Annotated in this window: 17 protein-coding genes; 6 read left to right on the top strand and 11 right to left on the bottom strand. The window is 72.5% G+C overall.

Annotation, left to right across the window (positions count from 1 at the left end; translation table 11 throughout):
- Positions 1-105: 105 nt before the first annotated feature.
- The 6 genes from whiA to OG906_RS25440 all read right to left on the bottom strand — a co-directional run bounded on the left by whiA (position 106) and on the right by OG906_RS25440 (position 6,750).
- Positions 106-1,101 (bottom strand): DNA-binding protein WhiA, encoded by a 996-nt coding sequence (gene whiA / locus OG906_RS25465; RefSeq protein WP_329446055.1) that lies wholly within the window; start codon positions 1,099-1,101, stop codon positions 106-108.
- Positions 1,092-2,138: a gluconeogenesis factor YvcK family protein gene (locus tag OG906_RS25460; protein WP_053681597.1), complete on the bottom strand. Its 1,047-nt coding sequence runs from the start codon at positions 2,136-2,138 to the stop codon at positions 1,092-1,094. The genes whiA and OG906_RS25460 overlap by 10 nt, the downstream gene beginning before the upstream one ends.
- Positions 2,135-3,082, bottom strand: a complete 948-nt coding sequence (gene rapZ, locus OG906_RS25455) for an RNase adapter RapZ (RefSeq protein WP_053681595.1) — start codon at positions 3,080-3,082, stop codon at positions 2,135-2,137. Before rapZ ends, OG906_RS25460 begins: the two co-directional genes overlap by 4 nt.
- Positions 3,079-5,094 carry an excinuclease ABC subunit UvrC gene (gene uvrC, locus OG906_RS25450; protein WP_329446052.1) on the bottom strand — a complete coding sequence of 672 codons (2,016 nt, stop codon included), beginning with the start codon at positions 5,092-5,094 and terminating at the stop codon, positions 3,079-3,081. The genes rapZ and uvrC overlap by 4 nt, the downstream gene beginning before the upstream one ends.
- Before the next feature lie 248 nt (positions 5,095-5,342).
- Positions 5,343-6,155 carry a hypothetical protein gene (locus OG906_RS25445; protein WP_329446050.1) on the bottom strand — a complete coding sequence of 271 codons (813 nt, stop codon included), beginning with the start codon at positions 6,153-6,155 and terminating at the stop codon, positions 5,343-5,345.
- 4 nt (positions 6,156-6,159) lie between these two features.
- The gene (locus OG906_RS25440; RefSeq protein ID WP_329446048.1) at positions 6,160-6,750 is read right to left on the bottom strand and encodes a papain-like cysteine protease family protein; all 591 of its coding nucleotides are present in this window, start codon (positions 6,748-6,750) and stop codon (positions 6,160-6,162) included.
- A 251-nt stretch (positions 6,751-7,001) separates the two neighbouring features.
- Here OG906_RS25440 and OG906_RS25435 point away from each other — a divergent pair, with 251 nt between their 5' ends.
- Complete coding sequence (locus tag OG906_RS25435) at positions 7,002-7,940, top strand: hypothetical protein (RefSeq protein WP_329446047.1); 939 nt, start codon at positions 7,002-7,004, stop codon at positions 7,938-7,940.
- A gap of 63 nt (positions 7,941-8,003) precedes the next feature.
- On the opposite strand, the gene OG906_RS25430 is transcribed toward OG906_RS25435, so the two are convergent.
- Positions 8,004-8,435, bottom strand: coding sequence for a Rieske (2Fe-2S) protein (locus tag OG906_RS25430; RefSeq protein WP_329446045.1), 432 nt, complete (start codon positions 8,433-8,435; stop codon positions 8,004-8,006).
- Positions 8,436-8,522: 87 nt separating this feature from the next.
- Between OG906_RS25430 and OG906_RS25425 the strand changes: the two genes are divergently transcribed.
- The gene (locus tag OG906_RS25425) at positions 8,523-9,392 is read left to right on the top strand and encodes a carbohydrate kinase family protein (RefSeq protein ID WP_267796520.1); all 870 of its coding nucleotides are present in this window, start codon (positions 8,523-8,525) and stop codon (positions 9,390-9,392) included.
- Positions 9,393-9,507: 115 nt separating this feature from the next.
- On the opposite strand, the gene OG906_RS25420 is transcribed toward OG906_RS25425, so the two are convergent.
- Positions 9,508-10,134, bottom strand: a complete 627-nt coding sequence (locus OG906_RS25420) for a TetR/AcrR family transcriptional regulator (protein WP_329446042.1) — start codon at positions 10,132-10,134, stop codon at positions 9,508-9,510.
- 91 nt (positions 10,135-10,225) lie between these two features.
- Here OG906_RS25420 and OG906_RS25415 point away from each other — a divergent pair, with 91 nt between their 5' ends.
- A complete protein-coding gene (locus OG906_RS25415) occupies positions 10,226-10,876 on the top strand; it encodes an NAD(P)-dependent oxidoreductase (RefSeq protein ID WP_329446040.1) in 651 nt (216 codons plus the stop codon).
- Positions 10,877-11,007: 131 nt separating this feature from the next.
- Here the strand turns inward: OG906_RS25415 and uvrA are convergent, their stop codons facing one another.
- The gene (gene uvrA, locus OG906_RS25410) at positions 11,008-14,013 is read right to left on the bottom strand and encodes an excinuclease ABC subunit UvrA (RefSeq protein WP_329446038.1); all 3,006 of its coding nucleotides are present in this window, start codon (positions 14,011-14,013) and stop codon (positions 11,008-11,010) included.
- Between the two features lie 187 nt (positions 14,014-14,200).
- Between uvrA and OG906_RS25405 the strand changes: the two genes are divergently transcribed.
- From OG906_RS25405 to OG906_RS25395, 3 genes are all read left to right on the top strand, one after another.
- A complete protein-coding gene (locus OG906_RS25405) occupies positions 14,201-14,899 on the top strand; it encodes a maleylpyruvate isomerase family mycothiol-dependent enzyme (RefSeq protein WP_329446036.1) in 699 nt (232 codons plus the stop codon).
- Positions 14,900-14,908: 9 nt separating this feature from the next.
- Entirely contained in the window at positions 14,909-15,565 is a 657-nt protein-coding gene (locus OG906_RS25400) for an MBL fold metallo-hydrolase (protein ID WP_267796512.1), read from the top strand.
- Between the two features lie 226 nt (positions 15,566-15,791).
- A complete protein-coding gene (locus tag OG906_RS25395) occupies positions 15,792-17,111 on the top strand; it encodes an MFS transporter (protein ID WP_329448129.1) in 1,320 nt (439 codons plus the stop codon).
- A 192-nt stretch (positions 17,112-17,303) separates the two neighbouring features.
- Here OG906_RS25395 and OG906_RS25390 read toward each other — a convergent pair whose 3' ends face one another.
- Both OG906_RS25390 and OG906_RS25385 read right to left on the bottom strand, forming a co-directional pair.
- Complete coding sequence (locus OG906_RS25390; protein WP_329446034.1) at positions 17,304-18,287, bottom strand: TerC/Alx family metal homeostasis membrane protein; 984 nt, start codon at positions 18,285-18,287, stop codon at positions 17,304-17,306.
- Between the two features lie 276 nt (positions 18,288-18,563).
- Positions 18,564-20,528 carry a TerD family protein gene (locus OG906_RS25385; protein WP_329446032.1) on the bottom strand — a complete coding sequence of 655 codons (1,965 nt, stop codon included), beginning with the start codon at positions 20,526-20,528 and terminating at the stop codon, positions 18,564-18,566.
- Between the last annotated feature and the right edge of the window lie 6 nt (positions 20,529-20,534).

Here is a 20,534-nt window from a genome sequence, read left to right as displayed (position 1 = left end):
CACGACCGCCCATGCGCATGTCAATGGGGCGTGCCGAAAGGTGCCCGCACGATTCACTCGTGCGGGCACCCGGGGCCACGGTGGGATCTCGCGTCGTCGCGAGGGTCAGCCGGCCATGTTGTCGGCCAGTTCCTCACTGAGGTCGAGGTTCGACTCGGTGCCCGGGACGCCCAGGTCCTGGGCCCGCTTGTCGGCCATCGCCAGCAGGCGACGGATCCGGCCGGCGACCGCGTCCTTGGTCAGCGGCGGGTCGGCGAGCGCGCCCAGCTCCTCCAGGGAGGCCTGCTTGTGCTCCATGCGCAGCCGGCCGGCGGCCGCGAGGTGCTCGGGGACCTCCTCGCCGAGGATCTCCAGCGCGCGCTGCACCCGGGCTCCGGCGGCCACCGCGGCGCGGGCGGAGCGGCGCAGGTTGGCGTCGTCGAAGTTGGCCAGGCGGTTGGCGGTGGCGCGGACCTCGCGGCGCATCCGCCGCTCCTCCCAGGCCAGTACCGAGTCGTGCGCGCCCAGCCGGGTGAGCAGGGCCCCGATCGCGTCGCCGTCGCGGACGACGACCCGGTCGACACCGCGCACCTCGCGCGCCTTGGCGGCGATGGAGAGCCTGCGGGCGGCGCCCACCAGGGCCAGGGCGGCCTCCGGACCGGGGCAGGTGACCTCCAGGGAGGACGACCGACCCGGCTCGGTGAGGGAGCCGTGGGCCAGGAAGGCACCGCGCCAGGCCGCCTCCGCATCGCAGGTGGCCCCGGAGACCACCTGGGGCGGGAGGCCCCGGATGGGGCGTCCCCGGCCGTCCACGAGGCCCGTCTGGCGTGCCAGCTGGTCCCCGCCGGCGACGACGCGCACGACGAAGCGGCTGCCGCGGCGCAGTCCGCCGGGAGCCATCACGACGAGGTCCGAGGAATGGCCGAAGATCTCCAGGATGTCCTTGCGCAGTCTCCGGGCGGCGACCCCCGTGTCCAGCTCCGCCTCGATGACGATGCGGCCGCTCACCAGGTGCAGACCACCGGCGAACCGGAGGATCGCCGAGACCTCGGCCTTCCTGCAGCAGGTCCGGGTGACGGGCAGGCGAGAGATCTCGTCCTTCACCGCAGGCGTCATCGCCATGGGCCGATCCTTCCATGCATCCGAAAAATACGGTCGTACGCGGCGGCCAGCAGCTCCGGGTCGTGCTTCGGAGAGCCGTCCTGCCTGGCAACCGGCGCCAGCTCGACCGCGGCACCGAACCGTTTCGCGGCATCGGAGAGGGACTCGCGGTCGGGCACGGCGGCCTCGTCGGCCAGCACCACGTCCAGGGCGAGTTTAGGGGCGTGTCGGGCCAAAACCTCCAAATGACGCTGCGGAGAGAAGCCCTCTGTTTCACCGGGTTGCGGCGCGAGGTTCAGCGAGAGGACCCTTCGGGCCTTCGTCTCGATGAGCGCGTCGAGCAGTTCGGGCACCAGCAGGTGCGGGATCACGGAGGAGAACCACGATCCCGGTCCGAGCACCACCCAGTCGGCGTCGAGCACGGCCGCGACGGCCTCCGGCACGGCCGGCGGGTCGCCGGGCACGACCTGTACGGAGAGCACCTCGCCCGGGGTGAGGGCCACGGTGGCCTGCCCCCGGACGGTGTCCACGTCGTCCGGGCGGGCCGGATCGTGCCCCTTGACCAGCGCCTGGAGTTCCAGGGGCACCGCCGACATCGGCAGCACCCGGCCCTGTGCGCCCAGCAGTTTGCCGACCAGGTCGAGTGCCTGGACGGGATCGCCGAGCTGTTCCCACAGGGCGACGATCAGCAGGTTGCCGACGGCGTGCTCGTGCAGGTCCCCGCGGGACTGGAAACGGTGCTGGATGACCCGGGCCCAGGTCTGGCCCCATTCGTCGTCGCCGCACAGCGCGGCCAGCGCCTTGCGCAGGTCGCCGGGCGGCAGCACGCCGAGCTCCTCCCGGAGCCGGCCGCTGGAGCCGCCGTCGTCGGCGACGGTGACCACGGCGGTGAGGTCACCGGTGATCCGCCGCAGGGCGGCGAGGGAGGCCGACAGCCCTTGGCCGCCGCCCAGCGCGACCACCTTCGGCGTGGCGCCGCGGCGACGGCCCGCGCCGTCCTCCCCCCGCCCGGGGGTGAGACGGCGCAGGCGGCGCAGTCTCAGACTCCGTCCGGTCACTCGCGCCCCATGTCCCGGTGCACTACGACGGTCTCGACTCCCTCGGAGGCGAGGCGGGCGGCGAGCTTCTCGGACATGGCCACGCTGCGGTGCTTGCCGCCGGTGCAGCCGACCGCGATGGTCACGTAGCGCTTGCCCTCGCGGCGGTAGCCGGTGGCGATGAGCTGGAGCAGCTCGGTGTACCGGTCGAGGAACTCCTTGGCGCCGGGCTGGCTGAAGACGTAGCCCGACACCTCCTCGTTGAGCCCGGTGAAGGGGCGCAGTTCCGGGACCCAGTGCGGGTTGGGGATGAATCGACAGTCGACGACGAGGTCGGCGTCGACGGGGAGGCCGTACTTGTAGCCGAAGGACATGACGGTGGCCCGCAGCTCGGGCTCCTCGTCGCCCGCGAACTGGGCGTCCATCTTGGCGCGCAGTTCGTGGACGTTCAGGCTGGAGGTGTCGATGACCAGGTCGGCGTCGCCGCGCAGCTCGCGCAGCAGGTCGCGCTCGGCGGCGATGCCGTCGGTGATGCGGCCGTCGCCCTGGAGGGGGTGCGGGCGGCGGACCGACTCGAAGCGGCGGACCAGCGCGTCGTCGGAGGACTCCAGGAAGACGATGCGCCGGGTGACGCCCTTGCCTTCGAGGTCGGCGAGGGACTCGCGCAGCGCGTCGAAGAACTGCCGGCCGCGGACGTCGACGACGACGGCGATGCGTGCCACGTTGCCCTGCGAGCGGGCACCGAGCTCCACCATGGTGGGGATGAGCGCCGGGGGGAGGTTGTCGACGACGAACCAGCCGAGGTCCTCCAGGCACTTCGCCGCGGTGCTGCGGCCGGCTCCGGACATCCCGGAGATGATCACCAGCTCGGGGATGGCCGCCTCGGCGGCCTCGCCGGGCTCCACTGTCGTGCCCGTACTCACCTGTGCTCCGTCTCGGTCGTGCGTGGTCTCGTGCTCGGTCATTGCTCGGTCCCCCGTTCGGACGATGCTCCCGCGGGCGCGGGGGTCTCGTCTTCCATGATCTCCCCTGTCGCCGTGTTGACGGCAGGACCGGCGGGAACCGCGTGGGCGAGGGCCGCGGCCACGGTCTCGGCCGTCTTGCGGCCTATGCCCGGGACCTCGCAGATCTGGTCGATTGTCGCCTGTCTCAGCTTCTTCACCGAACCGAAGTGCTTGACGAGGGCCTGTTTGCGGCTCTCGCCGAGTCCGGGCACGTCGTCCAGCGGGCTCGATTTCAGGCGCTTGCCGCGCTTGCTGCGCTGGTACTGGATGGCGAACCGGTGGGCTTCGTCACGGACCCGCTGGAGCAGGTAGAGGCCCTCGCTGGTGCGGGGCAGCACGACGGGGTCGTCCTCGCCGGGCAGCCACACCTCCTCCAGCCGCTTGGCCAGGCCGCACACGGCGACGTCGTCGACCCCCAGCTCCTCCAGGGCCCGCTTGGCGGCGGCGACCTGCGGCTGCCCGCCGTCGACCACCACGAGCTGCGGCGGGTAGGCGAACCGTTTGGGCCGACCGTCGTCCTCGGCCGGGATCTCGCCGTCCTGAGCGTCCTCGGGGGACCACTCCCCCGTCTTCAGCTTCTCCTGGAGGTAGCGGCGGAAGCGCCGCGAGACCACCTCGTGCATGGAACGGACGTCGTCCTGTCCCTCGAACGATTTGATCTGGAAGCGCCGGTACTCGCTCTTGCGTGCGAGCCCGTCCTCGAAGACCACCATCGAGGCCACGACGTCGTCGCCCTGGAGGTGCGAGATGTCGAAGCACTCGATGCGCAGCGGCGCGCCGTCCAGGTCCAGCGCCTCGGCGATCTCCTCCAGGGCCCGGGAGCGGGTGGTCAGGTCACCGGCGCGCTTGGTCTTGTGCAGGGCGAGGGACTGCACGGCGTTGCGGTGGACGGTCTCCATGAGGGCCTTCTTGTCCCCGCGCTGCGGGATGCGCAGGCTCACCTGGGACCCGCGCCGCTCGGCGAGCCACTCGGCCAGTGCCGCGGTGTCCTCGGGCAGCGCCGGGACCAGCACCTCCTTGGGGACGGCCTCGCCCTTCTCCTCCCCGTACAGCTGCTGGAGGGCGTGCTCGACGAGCCCGGCGGTGTCCACGGCCTCGACCTTGTCGGTGACCCAGCCGCGCTGGCCGCGGACCCGGCCGCCGCGTACGTGGAAGATCTGCACGGCGGCTTCGAGCTCGTCCTCCGCGACGGCGACGAGGTCGGCGTCGGTGGCGTCGGCGAGCACGACGGCGTTCTTCTCCATGGCGCGGCGCAGGGCCCCCATGTCGTCGCGCAGCCGGGCGGCCTTCTCGTACTCCATGTCCTCGGCGGCCTCGTGCATCTGCTGTTCGAGGCGGGTGAGGTAGGTGCCGGTGCGGCCGGCCATGAAGTCGCAGAAGTCCTCGGCGAGTTCACGGTGTTCGTCGGGGGTGACCCGGCCCACGCAGGGTGCGGAGCACTTGCCGATGTAGCCGAGCAGGCAGGGTCGGCCGATCTGGGCGGACCGCTTGAACACCCCGGCGGAACAGGTGCGCACGGGGAAGACGCGCAGCATCAGGTCGACGGTCTCGCGGATGGCCCAGGCGTGCCCGTACGGGCCGAAGTAGCGCACGCCCTTCTTCTTGGGTCCGCGCATGACCTGGACCCGGGGGTACTCCTCGTTCATGGTCACGGCGAGGGAGGGGTAGCTCTTGTCGTCCCGGTACTTCACGTTGAACCGGGGGTCGTACTCCTTGATCCAGGAGTACTCCAGCTGGAGCGCCTCGACCTCGGTGGACACCACGGTCCACTCGACGGAGGCGGCGGTCGTGACCATCGTGGCGGTGCGCGGGTGCAGGTTCGCGACGTCCTGGAAGTAGCTGGCCAGGCGTTGCCGCAGGCTTTTGGCCTTCCCGACGTAGATCACCCGGCGGTGCTCGTCGCGGAACCTGTAGACCCCCGGGGAGTCGGGGATCTGCCCCGGCTGGGGGCGGTAGCTGGAAGGGTCGGCCATGCCAACCACCCTACTGGCGGCGGCCGACAACGGTCCCCCTGCACCGGCCCCCGTCGCCGGGGGCCGGCCCGGTCGCGGCCCTTCGGCGCGACGGCGTACGGGGCGGCGCCCGGGGAGGGGCGCCGCCCGGGCCCCGCGGGGGCCGCCCGCGGGGCCCGGCCCCCTGGCGGAGGGCCGGGCCCCGCGGGCCTTCCCGGGCCCTGTCGTCGAAGTCCCGCCTGGCCGCGGCGCCCCTTCGACGACAGGACCTACGGGCGGACCGCGCGGCGGCGCAGGAGCAGGATCCCGGCGCCGCCCAGCGCGAGCACCCCGGCGGCGCCGGCCGCCCCGGCCGCCGGCGAGGCCGGGGACGGGGACGGGGAGGACCCGGTGGGGCGGGCCGCCGTCGCCGCGGCGGGTTCGGCGTAGCCGCCGGCGCGACCGTCCCTGGCGTAGGCGGAGCCGGGGAGTTTGTCGCCGTAGGCCTTGGCGACGCGGGCCCGGTAGCCGGCCAGGCTGGTCCCGGTGGCTCCCACGGCCCGCGTCGCGTCCTCGTCGAGCGGCAGCACCCGGTCGCCCCGGGCCACGTACCACGCGTCGATCTGCGGCTCGCGGAACACGGTGCCGCCGGGCAGTTTCTCCGCCCCGAGTCCGGCGTAGCGGAATTCGTCGTCGCCGGTGGCGATGTTCACGACCTGCCAGCCGGCGGGTGTGCGGGCGGTCCACAGGGCGGCCCGCTGTCCGTCCGAGGAGACGGCCTCGCTCGCGAGGAACTCCAGGCGGGCCACGGGTGCCCCCGCCTTGCCGGCAACGAAGTCCGGGGAGAGGTGGTGGACGGGGATCGTCTCGCCCTCGATGCGGGGCTTGGCCTGCGCGAGGCCGACCTTGCCCTCCCGGGCGAAGAACCGGGCGAGGGTGGCCAGGGTGTCGGGGGCGACGGCCGCCTCCCGGGCGGCTGCCCGGACGTCGGCGCCGGCGGACGGGGGCTGCGGTACGGGGGACGCCTGGGCCTGTGGGGACAGGAGCAGGCAGGCACCGGCGAGGACCGCGACGGCGGCGGCGCGCAGGGGTACGGCGGTCACGGCGTCACGCTCCGATCCGGTAGAGGGAGTGGGTCCAGGAGAAGGTCTCGTTGTCGACGTACCAGGCGTGGGAGGCCCAGTTGTAGCGGTCGCTGGAGGGCCATGGATCGCCCCAGTAGACCCAGCTGTTCGCGGTGTCGTAGCCGTAGATCACGTGCATGTGGCCGCCGCCGTTGGACCACTGGATGCGGGTCTCCATGGGTCGGCCGGCGTTGATCTCGGTCTGGACGGTGGAGTACTGGAGCCAGCCGGTCACGTAGGAGCCGGAGTTGACGCCGGCCCAGCGCAGACCGGTCTGGACGTTGCCCAGGGTGGCCTGGTTGTTGGGGCATTCGGTGCCCTGTTGGCGGTTGAAGGCGGCGTTGCAGAACTGGTTCTGGCTGTAGGAGCGGCCGAACCAGGTCGCGATCGTGTTGCCGCCCGCGGCCCAGCACCAGTTGGTCTTCTGCTGGGCCTGCATGGTGATGTTCAGGCGCTTGGAGGCGAGAGCGGAGTCCGTGCCGGCGTCGACGGCGGTGGCGGTGCCGGTGGACAGGACGAAGAACAGGGCGATGAGGAGGGCGGCCGGGGACAGCCGCCGGTTGGGCTTGCGCATCGCGTTCCTCCCGGGGTGGAGAGTGGGGATCGGAGGAGCGCGTCCGGACGCTGTGGAGGAGCATCGGGGTGTTGTCGCGATCAGGTCAACACGCTTCAATACGCGGTGACATCGCCGTGTGAACGGGGCAACCGGAATGTGAACGGCCGCCCTCCGTCCACCCGTGCTCACCAGGGCCCACCTGAATCCCGGGCGTCCCGGACGCGGTCTCCCGCCCCGCGACGCGTGAACGTTCACAGGAGGTTTCCGCCATGCGGACGACTGCGGACCGTGCCCACGACCTGCCGCGACTGTTGCGCGCGGGCCCCTTCCACCTCGCGCTGCGGGCCGCACTGACGGCCCGCGGCCTGCCCCTGCACCGGGTCCAGCACCGGCTCGCCGCGCGGGGCATCAAGCTCGGTGTGACGAGCCTGAGTTACTGGCAGCAGGGCGCGCGCCGCCCGCGCCGCGCCGAGTCCCTGAGGGCCGTGCAGGCGCTGGAGGAGATCCTGGAACTGCCCGGGGGAACCCTGTCACGTCTGCTGGACACGCCGGAGGGCGCCTCCGCCGAAACGATTCGCCCGCCGGGTCGCTCGTACCGCTCCCTGGTCAGCGTGGGCGCCGCGGTGGAGGAGCTGTTGGCCGGAATGGAACTGCCCTCGGACGGTGGTCTGCACACGGTCGGCCACCACGAGCGGGTGCGGATCGGCGCCGCCGGCGAGCTGGTGGGCCGGGTCTCGCAGCACGTGGTGCGCGCCCACCGCGACGGGGTCGACCGGTACCTCGCCGTCCACCACGGCGACCCCGGCTGCGACCCGGCCCGGATCCGGGTGCGGGCGGAGGAGAACTGCCGGACGGGACGGGTGCGGTGGCACCGCGAGGCGGAGGTGGTGGTCGCCGAACTGCTCTTCGACGCACGGCTCCGCGCGGGCGACACGTACGTCTTCGGCTACGGCTTCGAGGACGGCACGGGCGGCCGGTGCACCGAGTACGTGCGCGGCTTCAGCTACACCGGCGGCCAGTACATGCTCCAGGTCCGCTTCGACGAGGCGGCCCTGCCCGTGCGCTGCCGGCGGTTCAGCCGGAGCGGCCCGGGGGCGCGCCGCGACGGCCTCGCGGACCTGACCCCGAGCGGCCGGCACCGGGCGGTGCACCTGCTGGAGGAAGGCGTGCGACGCGGGATCCTGGGCATCGCGTGGGACTGGGAGTAGCCGCGTGCGGCGCTCCCCGCCCGTGGCTCCGCCCGTTGCCCCGGCGTCCGTTGCGGGGCGGGGTCAGCCGGCGACGAGCCGGCCGCCCTCGACCTTCACCGGGACCGACGGCAGCGGGGCGGAGGCCGGGCCGCGCAGCACCTTGCCGGTGGCCACGTCGAAGCGGCTGCCGTGGCAGGGGCAGTTCCCCTCACCCTCGACGATCTTGTCGAGGACGCATCCGGCGTGCGTGCACTGGGCGCTGAACGCCTTGTACTGGCCCTCCGCCGGGCAGCTCACGACGAGCTTGCGCTCGCGGAACAGCGTCGCGCCGCCGACCGGGACCTCGCTCGCCGCGCCCAACTCGACCGGCTCCGTCGGCACCGCCGGGGAGCGGCCGCCGCTGTCGGTCCCGGTGGAACAGGCCGCCAGGGTCACCCCGGCGCCCGCGGCCCCGGCGAGCGCGGCCGCGCCCTTGAGGACGGTACGACGGGCGGCGGACTGCGACGCGGACATGGAACTCTCCCGGGATTCGGCGTGGGGTTCGGCGTGGGGTTCGGTCCACCCGACGATACCCGCGCCCGATGGGATACCTTCCCCCGCGTGATCGTCGTCGGTGGAGAAGCCCTGATCGACCTGGTGCCCGTCGCGGAGCCACCGGGCGCCCTGCTGCCCCGGGCGGGCGGCGGACCGTACAACACCGCGCTGGCGCTGGGCCGGCTCGGCGCCGACGTCGCCTTCTGCTCCCGGGTGTCGACGGACGGCTTCGGCGTCTCGCTGCTGGACGGCCTCCGGGCCGCCGGGGTGGACCTCTCGCTGGTCCAGCGCGGCCCCGAACCGACCACGCTGGCCGTGCCGTCGCTGGCCCCGGACGGCTCGGCGGCCTACGTCTTCCACACCGAGGGGACGGCCGACCGGCTGTTCACCCTCCCGCCCGCCCTGCCGCCCGGTGCACGGGCCCTCGCGCTCGGCACCTGCTCCCTGGTGCTGGAGCCCGGTGCGAGCGCCTACGACGCCCTGTTGCGCCGCGAGTCGGGGCGCGGGCTGACGACCCTCATGGACCCCAACATCCGGCCGGCGCTGATCCCCGACGCGGACGCCTACCGGGACCGCTTCCTGCGACGGCTCCCCCACGTGTCGATCCTCAAGCTCTCCGAGGAGGACGCGGCCTGGCTGGGCGGCCGGGTCGCCGACTGGCTGGCGGCCGGACCGTCGGCCGTGGTGCTCACCCGGGGCGGGGCGGGCCTGACGGTGTGGACGCGCGAGGGCGCGGAGCACTCCGTGCCCGGCCTGCGGGTGCCCGTCGTGGACACGATCGGCGCGGGCGACACCGTCAACGCGGCGCTGCTGCACCGGCTGACGGGGCGGCCGGGGCCGGTGGACTGGCCGGAGGTACTGGCGTACGCCGCCCGCGCCGCGGCGGTGACCTGCACCCGGGCGGGCGCGGAGCCGCCGTACGCCACCGAACTCTGACCCGACGGCCCCGGGCCCGCCCCGGCGCGGTACGGGTCACCGTGGCGCGGTACCGGTCGCCCCGCGCGGTACGGGTCACCGTGGCAGGACGCGGGTCGCCCCGGCGCGGTACGGGTCACCCCGGCGCGGGCTCGCCTCGGCGCAGCGCGGCCCAGACCGTGCGGGCCAGGCCCGGGGCGAACTCCTCGACCGGCCGCACCACGTCGGCGCCGGAGAAGTGCAGGAAGAAGGCCCGCTGGAAGCAGGCGCCGAGCAGCAGGGCCGCGGCGGCGCCCGGATCGGCGTCGGGGCGCAGCCGCCCGCGGTCGCGCTCACGCACCAGGTGGTCGGTCAGGGCGTCGAGCACCACGTGCGGCCCGGCGCCGATCTCGCGCACGCCCTCGCGGTGCCGCACGAGCAGGGCGGGGTCCGCGAAGAGCGAGGCCGCCATGGGCATGGCATCGGCGTAGAAGAGCGAGGCGTGCCGGGCGATGTCGGCCAGCCGGTCCTCGACCGACTGCTCCCCCGGGTCGGTGGTCAGCGCGGCCATCAGCGCGGCGGCGTTGGGCCGGCGCTCCATGAGGACGCGGACGAACAGCTCTTCCTTGTTCGCGAAGTACTTGTAGAGCGCGGCCTCCGAGCAGCCGGCCTCGCGGGCGATGGCCTTGGTGGTGGCGTTGGCCAGCCCGGTGGTGCGCATCAGCGTCTCGGCGGCGTCCAGCAGACGCTCCGGCGTGGGGCGACTTGACGTGGGGGTGAGCATTCACTCACTCTAAGGGAAACAGGGGTGAGTGAACACTCACCCACCCCTACCCACCACTATTCACCCCTCACCAACGGGGCAGGAGTTCGCCATGAGACTCACGGTGTTCGGGGCCACGGGCGGGGTCGGCCGCGAAGTCGTCCGCCAGGCACTCGACGCGGGCCACGAGGTGACGGCCGTCGTACGCGACCCGGCGCGGCTGGACGTGCCGGCGCACGACCGCCTCCAGGTGGCCGTGGTGCGGGACCTGACGGACGAGGAGGCCCTGCTCCCGTTTCTCGCGGGTCGGGACGCGGTGATCTCCGCACTCGGCTCGGCGAACAACAAGCAGGCCCGGCTGACCCCGATCGCCGGCCCGGCCCTGCGGTCGATCGTCCCGGCGATGGGCCGGTCCGGGGTGCGGCGCCTGTCGGCGGTGAGCGCCGCCCCGCTGGGGCCGCCGAACCCGCGGGACGGATTCCTGACCCGGGCGGTGGTCTACCCGATCCTGCGGCGGGTGCTGCGGGACCTGTACGCGGACCTGGCGGTGATGGAGGAGGCGATCGGGGCGGGGTCCGTCCAGTGGACGGTGATCCGCCCTCCGCGCCTGCTGAACCGGCCCCGTACGGGCACCTACCGCAGGGCCCTCGACGCCAACGTCCCCGACGGCAAGTCCATCGCCCGCGCGGACGTCGCGGACGCCCTCCTGAGCACCCTGGCCGACCCGACGACGATCGGCCACGCGGTCGGCATCGCCACCTGATCGCCGCCCGCGCCCGCACGCCGCCGGCCGCCCGACCGACGGTCGACGGTCTGCCTGCCCGCCCGGCATGACGAAGGGGCGCCCGCGTACGAAGCCGTACGCGGGCGCCCCTGTTCCGATCGACGACAGGCCTAGGCCTTGCGGGCCCTCGTCGTCTTCTTCGCCGGGGCCGCCGTCTTCTTGGCCGCCGCCGTCTTCTTCGCCGGAGCCGCCGCCGCCTTCTTGGCGGTGGCCTTCTTCGCCGCGGGCTTCTTCGCCGCGGACCGGGCCGGAGCCGACCCCGCGTCGGAGACCCGGTCCGCGCCCAGGATGTCGCGCAGGAACTTGCCGGTGTGGCTCGCCCCGACCGACGCGACCTGCTCCGGGGTGCCCTCGGCGACGACCAGGCCGCCGCCGTAGCCGCCTTCGGGGCCCATGTCGATGACCCAGTCCGCGGTCTTGATGACATCCAGGTTGTGCTCGATGACGATCACCGAGTTGCCCTTGTCCACCAGCCCCGACAGCACCTTGATCAGCTTCGAGATGTCCTCGAAGTGCAGGCCGGTCGTCGGCTCGTCGAGGACGTACACCGTCCGCCCCGTCGACCGCTTCTGCAGCTCGGACGCCAGCTTCACGCGCTGCGCCTCACCGCCCGACAGCGTCGGCGCGGACTGACCGAGCCGGACGTACCCGAGACCGACCTCGTTCAGGGTCTTCAGGTGCCGGGCGATCGTCGGCACCGCCTCGAAGAAGTGCAGCGCCTCCTCGATCGGCATGTCGAGGACCTCGGCGATGGACTTGCCCTTGTAGTGGACCTCCAGCGTCTCCCGGTTGTACCGGGCGCCGTGGCAGACCTCGCACGGGACGTACACGTCCGGCAGGAAGTTCATCTCGATCTTGATCGTGCCGTCGCCGGAGCAGTTCTCGCACCGGCCGCCCTTGACGTTGAAGGAGAAGCGGCCCGGCAGGTAGCCGCGCACCTTCGCCTCCATGGTCTCCGCGAAGAGCCGACGCACGTGGTCGAAGACACCGGTGTACGTCGCCGGGTTGGACCTCGGCGTCCGGCCGATCGGCGACTGGTCGACGTGCACGACCTTGTCGACGAGGTCGTCCCCGTCCACCCGGGTGTGCCGTCCCGGGACGGACCGGGCGCCGTTCAGCTCGCGGGCCAGGTGGGTGTAGAGGATGTCGTTGACCAGCGTGGACTTGCCGGAGCCCGAGACGCCCGTGACCGCCGTGAGCACGCCCAGCGGGAAGGACACGTCGATGTCCCGGAGGTTGTTCTCCTTGGCGCCGTGGACGGTCAGCCGGCGCTCGCCGTCCACGGGGCGGCGGACGTCCGGCAGCGGGATGGACCGCTTGCCCGACAGGTACTGCCCGGTGATCGACTCGGTGTTCTTCAGCAGTTCCTTGAGCGAGCCGCTGTGCACCACCTTGCCGCCGTGCTCGCCGGCGCCGGGACCGATGTCCACGACCCAGTCGGCGACCTTGATGGTGTCCTCGTCGTGCTCGACCACGATCAGGGTGTTGCCCATGTCGCGCAGCCGCACCAGCGTCTCGATCAGCCGGTGGTTGTCCCGCTGGTGCAGGCCGATGGAGGGCTCGTCGAGGACGTACAGCACGCCCACCAGGCCGGAGCCGATCTGGGTGGCGAGCCGGATGCGCTGGGCCTCGCCGCCCGAGAGGGTGCCGGCGGCGCGGTTCAGCGAGAGGTAGTCCAGGCCGACGTCGACGAGGAACCGCAGTCGCTCGTTGACCTCCTTCAGGACCCGCTCGGCGATCTTCTTGTCGCGGGCGTCGAGCCGCAGCCGGCCCAGGAAGTCCGCGCACTCGCTGATCGACATCGCGGCGACGTCGGCGATGGACCGGTCCATCACCGTGACCGCGAGCACGATCGGCTTGAGGCGGGTGCCCTCACAGGTCGGGCAGGGCACCTCGCGCATGTAGCCCTCGAAGCGCTCGCGGCTGGCGTCGCTCTCGGACTCAGCGTGCCGCCGCTTGACGAACGGCACGGCGCCCTCGAAGGCGGTGGTGTACGCCCGCTCGCGCCCGTACCGGTTGCGGTAGCGGACCTCAATCTGCGTCTTGTGGCCGTACAGCAGGGCCTTGCGCGCCCGCAGCGGCAGCCCGGCCCACGGAATGTCGGTCCGGAAGCCGAGCTCCCCGGCGAGCGCGCCGATCAGGCGCTGGAAGTAGTCCTTGGTGTGCCCGAGGGACCACGGGGAGACCGCGCCCTCGTCCAGGGACTTCTCCTCGTCCGGGATGATCAGGTCCGGGTCGACCTCCATGCGCGTGCCGATGCCGGTGCACTCGGGGCAGGCGCCGAACGGCGAGTTGAAGGAGAAGGAGCGGGGCTCCAGCTCCTCGAAGGACAGGTCGTCGTACGGGCAGTAGAGGTGCTCGGAGTACATCCGCTCACGCTCGGGGTCGTCCTCGGCGAGGTCGACGAAGTCGAGGATGACCATGCCGCCGGAGAGCCCGAGGGCGGTCTCCACGGAGTCCGTGAGCCGACGCTTGGCCCCGTCCTTGACGGTGAGGCGGTCGACGACCACCTCGATCGTGTGCTTCTCCTGCTTCTTGAGCGTGGGCGGCTCGGAGAGCTGGATGGTCTCCCCGTCCACCCGCGCCCGGCTGTACCCCTTGGTCTGGAGGTCGGCGAAGAGGTCGACGAACTCGCCCTTGCGCTCGCGCACCAGCGGCGACAGGACCTGGAAGCGGCTGCCCTCGGGCAGCGCGAGGACCTTGTCGACGATCGCCTGCGGCGACTGCCGCGAGATCGGCCGCCGGCACTCGGGACAGTGCGGCTTGCCGATGCGCGCGAAGAGCAGGCGGAGGTAGTCGTAGACCTCGGTGATGGTGCCCACGGTCGAGCGCGGGTTGCGCGAGGTGGACTTCTGGTCGATCGAGACGGCCGGGGAGAGGCCCTCGATGAAGTCGACGTCGGGCTTGTCCATCTGGCCGAGGAACTGGCGGGCGTACGACGAGAGCGACTCGACGTAGCGGCGCTGGCCCTCGGCGAAGATCGTGTCGAACGCCAGGGAGGACTTGCCCGATCCGGAGAGTCCGGTGAAGACGATGAGCGAGTCGCGGGGCAGGTCGAGCGAGACGTTCTTCAGGTTGTGCTCGCGAGCGCCACGAACGATGAGACGGTCGGTCACGCCGGTCCGCACCTTTCTTGAGAGAGCGGGGGCACGGGCCCCCGTCCCAGGGTATGGGGGGCGCCTCTGCGATGGGCTTGATGAGTGGACTTCCGAGCGTATAGCACGCACATTCGATTTACGGCACGCGCAAGACCTGTTCACCCGATCGTGTGGCGGAGGCCTTGTCCGCACTAGGCTCGGATGCATGACTGATCATGTGCACGACCTGCGATCCCTGCGTGAGGCCACCGATCGGTTGCTGACCGCGGCCGCGAAACTGGACAACGCCGCCCTGGCCGAGGAGTCACTCCTCCCCGGGTGGACCCGCGGCCACGTCCTGGCCCACCTGGCACGCAACGCGGACGCCCTCGTGAACGTCGTCGAAGGACGCCCCATGTACGCGAGCGCCGCCACGCGCGACGCGGACATCGCGCGCGACTCGGGCCGACCCCTGGTGGAACAGCTGGAGGACCTCCGGAATTCCGCGTCCCGGTACGAGGCGGCGACGGAACTCCCGCAGGACTGGTCCCGGACCGTGGAGCTGCGCAACGGCGTCACCGACTCCGTCGCCCGGATCCCCTTCCGCCGTCTCGTGGAGGTCGAGCTGCACCACGTCGACCTCGGCATCGGGTACGGGCTCGCCGACCTCCCGGACGAGTTCACCGCCCGTGAGATCGAGTTCCTGGCCGACCGCTGGTCCGGCCGGCGGGAGGTCCCGCCGGTCACCCTCGTGCTCGGGTCCGGCGGCCCCGGCCGCACCTGGCACGTCTCCGGCGGCGAGGGCGCCCCGGTCACCGTGTCCGGCACCGGCGCCGAGCTGCTGGGCTGGCTGGCCGGGCGCGGTGACCTCGGCGCGCACCTGACGGTGGACGGCGGCTCCCTCCCCGCTCTCCCGCCGCTCTAGGATCGACACATGACGTACAGCGGAGCGGTGAAGGTCGGCGGTCCGGCCGACGTGCATGAACTCTCGGACCTGATGATTTCCAAGGTCGCGGTGGGCCCGATGAACAACAACGCCTACGTGCTGCGCTGCCGGGCGACCGACGAGCAGCTGCTGATCGACGCGGCCGCCGAGCCGGAGACGATCCTGCAGCTGATCGGGGACGGCGGCATCGCGTCCGTGGTCACCACCCACCGGCACGGCGACCACTGGGGCGCGCTCCAGGCGGTGGTCGAGGCCACCGGCGCGCGCACGTACGCGGGCGCCTTCGACGCCGAGGGCATCCCGGTCGCCACGGACGTGCCGGTGCGGGACGGGGACACGATCCGGGTGGGGCGCGTCGAGCTGACCGCGCGGCACCTGGTCGGTCACACCCCCGGCTCGATCGCACTGGTCTACGACGACCCGCACGGGCACCCGCACGTGTTCACCGGCGACTGCCTCTTCCCGGGCGGCGTCGGCAACACCTCGGGCGACGCGAAGGCCTTCGCGCAGCTGATCGACGACGTCGAGCACAAGCTCTTCGAGCAGCTGCCGGACGAGGCCTGGGTCTACCCGGGGCACGGCAACGACACCACGATCGGCACCGAGCGGCCGCACCTGGCCGAATGGCGCGAGCGCGGCTGGTAGCGGTCACCGTCGTCCGACCGGCGTCGGATGCCGGCCGGCGTCCGGTGGCGGTTCGCCGACCGCCGGCCGCCGTCCGACGGCCGGTCGGAGCCCCGTCAACGCCGTGAAGGGGTGCACTCCTTCCGGTCGATGACGACCGAACGCACGTCCCGAGGGTGTGGGGCGGGGTAGTTCCCGCACCATGCGACAAGACCCCTCCCCCGTCCCCTCCTCGGCACCTCCCTCGATGCTGCGGCTCGCCTCGGCCTCCCTCGCCGGCACCGCCATCGAGTTCTACGACTTCTTCGTGTACGGCACGGCCGCGGCCCTGGTGCTCGGCCCGCTGTTCTTCCCGTCCCTCTCGCCGCTCGCCGGGACCCTCGCCGCCTTCGGCACCTTCGGCATCGGCTTCCTGGCCCGCCCCCTCGGTTCGGCCGTCTTCGGCCACATCGGCGACCGGTACGGCCGTCGCCCCGTCCTGCTGGGCTCCCTGCTGCTGACCGGCCTCGCCACGGTGGCGGTCGGCTGTGTGCCCTCGTACGCGTCCATCGGCATCGCCGCCCCGTTCCTGCTGCTCCTGCTGCGCTTCCTCCAGGGACTCGGGCTCGGCGGCGAGTGGGGCGGCGCCGTGCTGTTGACGGCCGAGCACGCGCCCGAGCACCGGCGCGGGCTGTGGGCGAGCTTCCCGCAGGCCGGCCCGGCCGTGGGCTTCCTGCTGGCCAACGGTCTGATGCTGACCCTGTCCGCGACCCTGACCGACGCGCAGTTCACCGCCTGGGGCTGGCGGGTCCCGTTCTGGGCCGCCGCGGTGCCCGCGCTGGCCGGGCTGTGGTTGCGGCACTCGGTCGAGGAGACCCCGCAGTTCCGCGCGCTCGCCGAGACGGGCCGCCGCGCGCGCAGCCCGCTCGGCGAGGTGGTGCGGGGGCACTGGCGGCTGCTCCTGCTGACCGGCGGGGCGCTGGCGATCGGTTACGCCGTCTTCTACGCGGTCACCACCTGGTCCCTGGCGTACGCCACCGAGCACCTGCGGGTGGACCGTACGGTCATGCTGGCCTGCGTGATGGCGGCGGTCGCCCTGAAGGGTCTGGCGACCCCGCTGGTGGCGCTGTGCGGCGACCGGTGGGGGCGCCGCCCGCTGTGCCTGGCCGGTTGCGCGCTCTGCGCGGTGTGGATGTTCCCCTTCGTCGCACTGCTGCGGACTGCGGATCCGCTGCTGATGACCCTGGGCTGTGTGGTGGCGCTGCTGGGCATGGTGACGATGTTCGCCGTGGTGGGCGCGTACCTGCCCGAGTTGTACGCCCCGCGGATCCGCTGCACGGGGGCGGCCGTCGGCTACAACCTGGGCGGGGTGCTGGGCGGGGCGCTGACCCCGATCGTGGCGACCGCGCTGGCGGACGGTTCGGGGCCGCCCTGGGGGGTCGCGGTGTACCTGACCGTGATCGCCCTGGTCAGCCTGGGCTGCTTCGCGCTGCTGCCGGAGACGAACCCGACGGTGCTCGGCGAGCGGGCCTCGAAGGCGGCCGGGGGCACGCGGACGGGGGCGGCCGAAGCGGCCGCCCCCGTGTGAGTCGGAGGACTCCCGACCCCGTCAGGGCCTGGGTCCTGTCGTCAAAGTGGCGCCGGTAGGGCCTGCGGTGTCCGGTGCCGTGCATCGCAAGGCGGAGGGGCACCCGTGTACTGGACGTACTCGGGTGCCCCGACAACGCGGCGAGGTGCGGTACCGGACACCGCAGGCCAGGCGAGACTTTGACGACAGGGCCTAGGCGTCGATGGTCTTGGAGTCGGCGGCGGACTCGGCCGCCGCCTGCTTCTTCGAGGCGATCAGGCTGGTGATGGTGGTGATCACCAGCACGCCGCAGATGACGCCCAGGGAGACCGGGATGGAGATCTGCGGGACGTGCAGTCCGGACTCGTGCAGGGCGTGCAGCACCAGCTTGATGCCGATGAAGCCGAGGATGACGGACAGGCCGTAGCTGAGGTGGACCAGCTTCTTGAGCAGGCCGCCGATGAGGAAGTACAGCTGGCGCAGACCCATCAGGGCGAAGGCGTTGGCGGTGAAGACGATGTACGGGTCCTGGGTGAGGCCGAAGATCGCGGGGATCGAGTCCAGGGCGAACAGCACGTCGGTGGTGCCGATGGCGAGCATGACGACCATCAGCGGGGTCATGATGCGCTTGCCGTTGTTCCGGATGAAGAGCTTCGTGCCGTGGTAGCGGTCGGCGACGCCGAACTTCTTCTCGATGGTCTTGAGGAGGCGGTTCTCCTCGAACTCCTCTTCCTCGTCGTTCCCGCGCGCCTCCTGGATGAGCTTCCAGGCGGTGTAGATCAGGAACGCGCCGAAGATGTAGAAGACCCAGGAGAAGTTGGTGATGATCGCGGCGCCGGCGGCGATGAAGATCGCGCGGAGCACCAGGGCGATCAGTACGCCGATCAGCAGGACGCGCTGCTGGAGCTGGGAGGGAACCGCGAACTTCGCCATGATCAGGACGAAGACGAAGAGGTTGTCGACGCTCAGCGACTTCTCGGTGATGAAGCCGGCGAAGAACTCCTGGGAGGCCTGGCCGTTGCCGAAGTACAGCAGGCCGAGACCGAAGAGGCCGGCGAGCGCGATCCAGACGACCGTCCAGATGCCCGCTTCCTTCATGGATACGTCATGGGGCTTGCGGCCGATGAAGAAATCGGCGCCGATCAGGATGCTCAGACCGAGAATGGTCAGCAACCACATGTTGAATGAAACGTCCACTGTCTACACGCCTCCGGCGGGATGGCTCAGCACTTCGTCAGCGTCATCGCTGCCGGAGGTCTCTTCCACCCGGATGGCCTGGAGGCCTCGGGCCGGCGCCCCGGGACCGATCGCGGTCCGTATTGACGGGTACGCCGTAGCAGGTAGCAGGAATACTCCCCTCCGCGTGCACCACAGTACCCGGCGAACCGGGGAAAGGTAAAGGGAGTACCAAGAAAGGGTCAGTGGCAGGTCACACATCCGTCATGGAACGGTTCGCGCGACCTGCCGTCCGACTCACGGGCGGGCGCTGCGCCGGACCTCCGATATGCGGTTCAGTGCCTGGTCGAGGACCCGACTGCCCTGCGGGGGCAGGTCCGGGGTGAAGGTCCAGGCGTGATGGACCCAGGGGTCGGCCAGGTGGTTGTCGGGGATCGGCGACAGTCGCATCAGCGAGCGCCACAGGGGGTCGAGCAGCGGCCCGTACGCGGAGGCCTCGTCACGGTCGGCGACCATCAGCAGGTGCACGCCGACCGCCGGACCCTCGTCGGCGAGGTAGCGCAGCTGGGTGACGGAACGGTCGTCGAAGCCGTGCGGGAAGTCGTGGACGATCAGGAGCTGCTCGGCCGTGTCCACGTCCGGTGGCAGGTCCTCGGGGGCGCCGGCCCGCAGCGCCATCTGTACGAGATCGACCCGCCGGGTCAGCTGCGCGAGGGTCTGGGTCACCCCGGCGGCACCGGAGGCCGGCGGGCCGGCCAGCACCCCGGAGCGGACGAGCGGGGCCAGCGAGGCGGCGCCCGCCCCGGCGGCGTCGATGACGTGGACGGAGTACTTGTCGCCGGGGTGGACGGCGAGCAGCCGCACCGCGTGCGCGACGGCCATGTCCATGGCGGCCCGGCGCAGCCGGTCGGTGTCCATGGCCATGGCGGCCTCGGAGCCGGTGCGGCCGTTGTCGATCCACAGGCCGCGCTCCAGCGGCACCCGCATGAGCATCGGGATGCGCAGCTCGGGCCGTTCGGGCAGCGACAGGTCGCCCAGGCGCAGCGCGAGCGGATTCTCCTGGGGGGTGCCGGGGGCGTGCCAGACGGGGTTGTCCCAGCGGGCGTACGCGGCCGGCAGCGCGGGTTCGACGACTTCGGACTCGGCGACCAGCTGGGCCAGGTCCCGGTCGAGCACGGCGCGGGCCTGGGCGACGAGTTCCTCGCGCCGTGCCCGGGCGGTGGCGCGGGCGCCGTCGCCGGAGCCGCCGAGGCGGTGGCGCGGGTCGGCGAGCGCCTCGTCGAGTTCCCGGTCCATGCGGGAGTCGGCGAAGTCGACGGCGCTGCGGTAGGCGGCGACCGTGCGGGCCATGTCCTCGAACATGCCCCAGACCTGGTTGTAGAGCCGCTCGTCCATGGACCAGCCGCTGGCGTCGCCGGCGACGGGGCGCGGGGGTCGGCCCGGCTCGTCAGGTTCGGCCGCACGCGGCGCCGGCTCGGGCGCCTCGGTGCTGGTCCGGCGGCGGCGCGGGTGGGCGTAGCTGATGGTCGGCGGACCGCCCGCGGTGTCTCCGGCCGATCCGGCGCCCGCGAGGGGCACGTCGGAGACCGGGATCGGGTCCGGGGGCTCGGGGGCCTGCGGGGCCCCGGTCGCGGGCGGCGCGTCCAGCGGGGCGCGCAGTCCGCGCGGGACGGTGGGGGCGGGCCCGGTCGGCATGGCCGCGAGGGTGATGTCCCCCGTGGCCACGAGTCCCGTGGCCGCGGCGGCCAGCTCGGCGGCGGCCGACGCGGGCAGCCCGGCGTCGACCAGCAGGGCGCTCAGCCCGCTGGCGTACCCCTGGCCCACGGCTCGGACCTTCCAGGCGCCCTGGCGCCGGTACAGCTCCAGGGCGACCACGGCGGTCTCGGACTCCAGGCCCGTCAGGGTGTACCCGGCGAGCTCGGCGCCCTGCGGTTCGGCGACGGCGACGTACGAGGCCGGCACCGCGCCGAAGCGCGCCGGGCCGCCGGGCGGCAGCACGAGCACCACCCGGAGCCGGTGGACGGCTTCGTCGACGGCGTCGAGGTCGACGGCGAAGCGGTGCCCGCCCGCGACCGTGTCCGGCACCTCCAGGCCCGGCAGGGCCCGGGCGCCGGGGTGGGCCAGCGCCGCGGGTCCGGCCAACCGGCCCTCGTCGTCACCGGTCGAGACCAGGGCCAGTACCGGCGTGCCCGCCGAGACCCTGATCTCCACCCTGCTCTTGGACAGGGGGTGGTTCTGCCCCCGGACCAGTTCGGCCGTCATCGTGCA

The sequence above is a fragment of the Streptomyces sp. NBC_01426 genome (assembly GCF_036231985.1).
GTDB lineage: Bacteria > Actinomycetota > Actinomycetes > Streptomycetales > Streptomycetaceae > Streptomyces.
This window is presented reverse-complemented; position numbering and strand designations above follow the sequence as displayed.

Coding starts and splice junctions, on each gene's coding strand:
- whiA (WP_329446055.1), bottom strand. CDS start 1,101: ATGGCGATGACGCCTGCGGTGAAGGACGAGATCTCTCGCCTGCCCGTC.
- rapZ (WP_053681595.1), bottom strand. CDS start 3,082: ATGACCGAGCACGAGACCACGCACGACCGAGACGGAGCACAGGTGAGT.
- uvrC (WP_329446052.1), bottom strand. CDS start 5,094: ATGGCCGACCCTTCCAGCTACCGCCCCCAGCCGGGGCAGATCCCCGAC.
- OG906_RS25440 (WP_329446048.1), bottom strand. CDS start 6,750: ATGCGCAAGCCCAACCGGCGGCTGTCCCCGGCCGCCCTCCTCATCGCC.
- OG906_RS25435 (WP_329446047.1), top strand. CDS start 7,002: ATGCGGACGACTGCGGACCGTGCCCACGACCTGCCGCGACTGTTGCGC.
- OG906_RS25430 (WP_329446045.1), bottom strand. CDS start 8,435: ATGTCCGCGTCGCAGTCCGCCGCCCGTCGTACCGTCCTCAAGGGCGCG.
- OG906_RS25420 (WP_329446042.1), bottom strand. CDS start 10,134: ATGCTCACCCCCACGTCAAGTCGCCCCACGCCGGAGCGTCTGCTGGAC.
- OG906_RS25415 (WP_329446040.1), top strand. CDS start 10,226: ATGAGACTCACGGTGTTCGGGGCCACGGGCGGGGTCGGCCGCGAAGTC.
- OG906_RS25405 (WP_329446036.1), top strand. CDS start 14,201: ATGACTGATCATGTGCACGACCTGCGATCCCTGCGTGAGGCCACCGAT.
- OG906_RS25400 (WP_267796512.1), top strand. CDS start 14,909: ATGACGTACAGCGGAGCGGTGAAGGTCGGCGGTCCGGCCGACGTGCAT.
- OG906_RS25395 (WP_329448129.1), top strand. CDS start 15,792: ATGCTGCGGCTCGCCTCGGCCTCCCTCGCCGGCACCGCCATCGAGTTC.
- OG906_RS25385 (WP_329446032.1), bottom strand. CDS start 20,528: ATGACGGCCGAACTGGTCCGGGGGCAGAACCACCCCCTGTCCAAGAGC.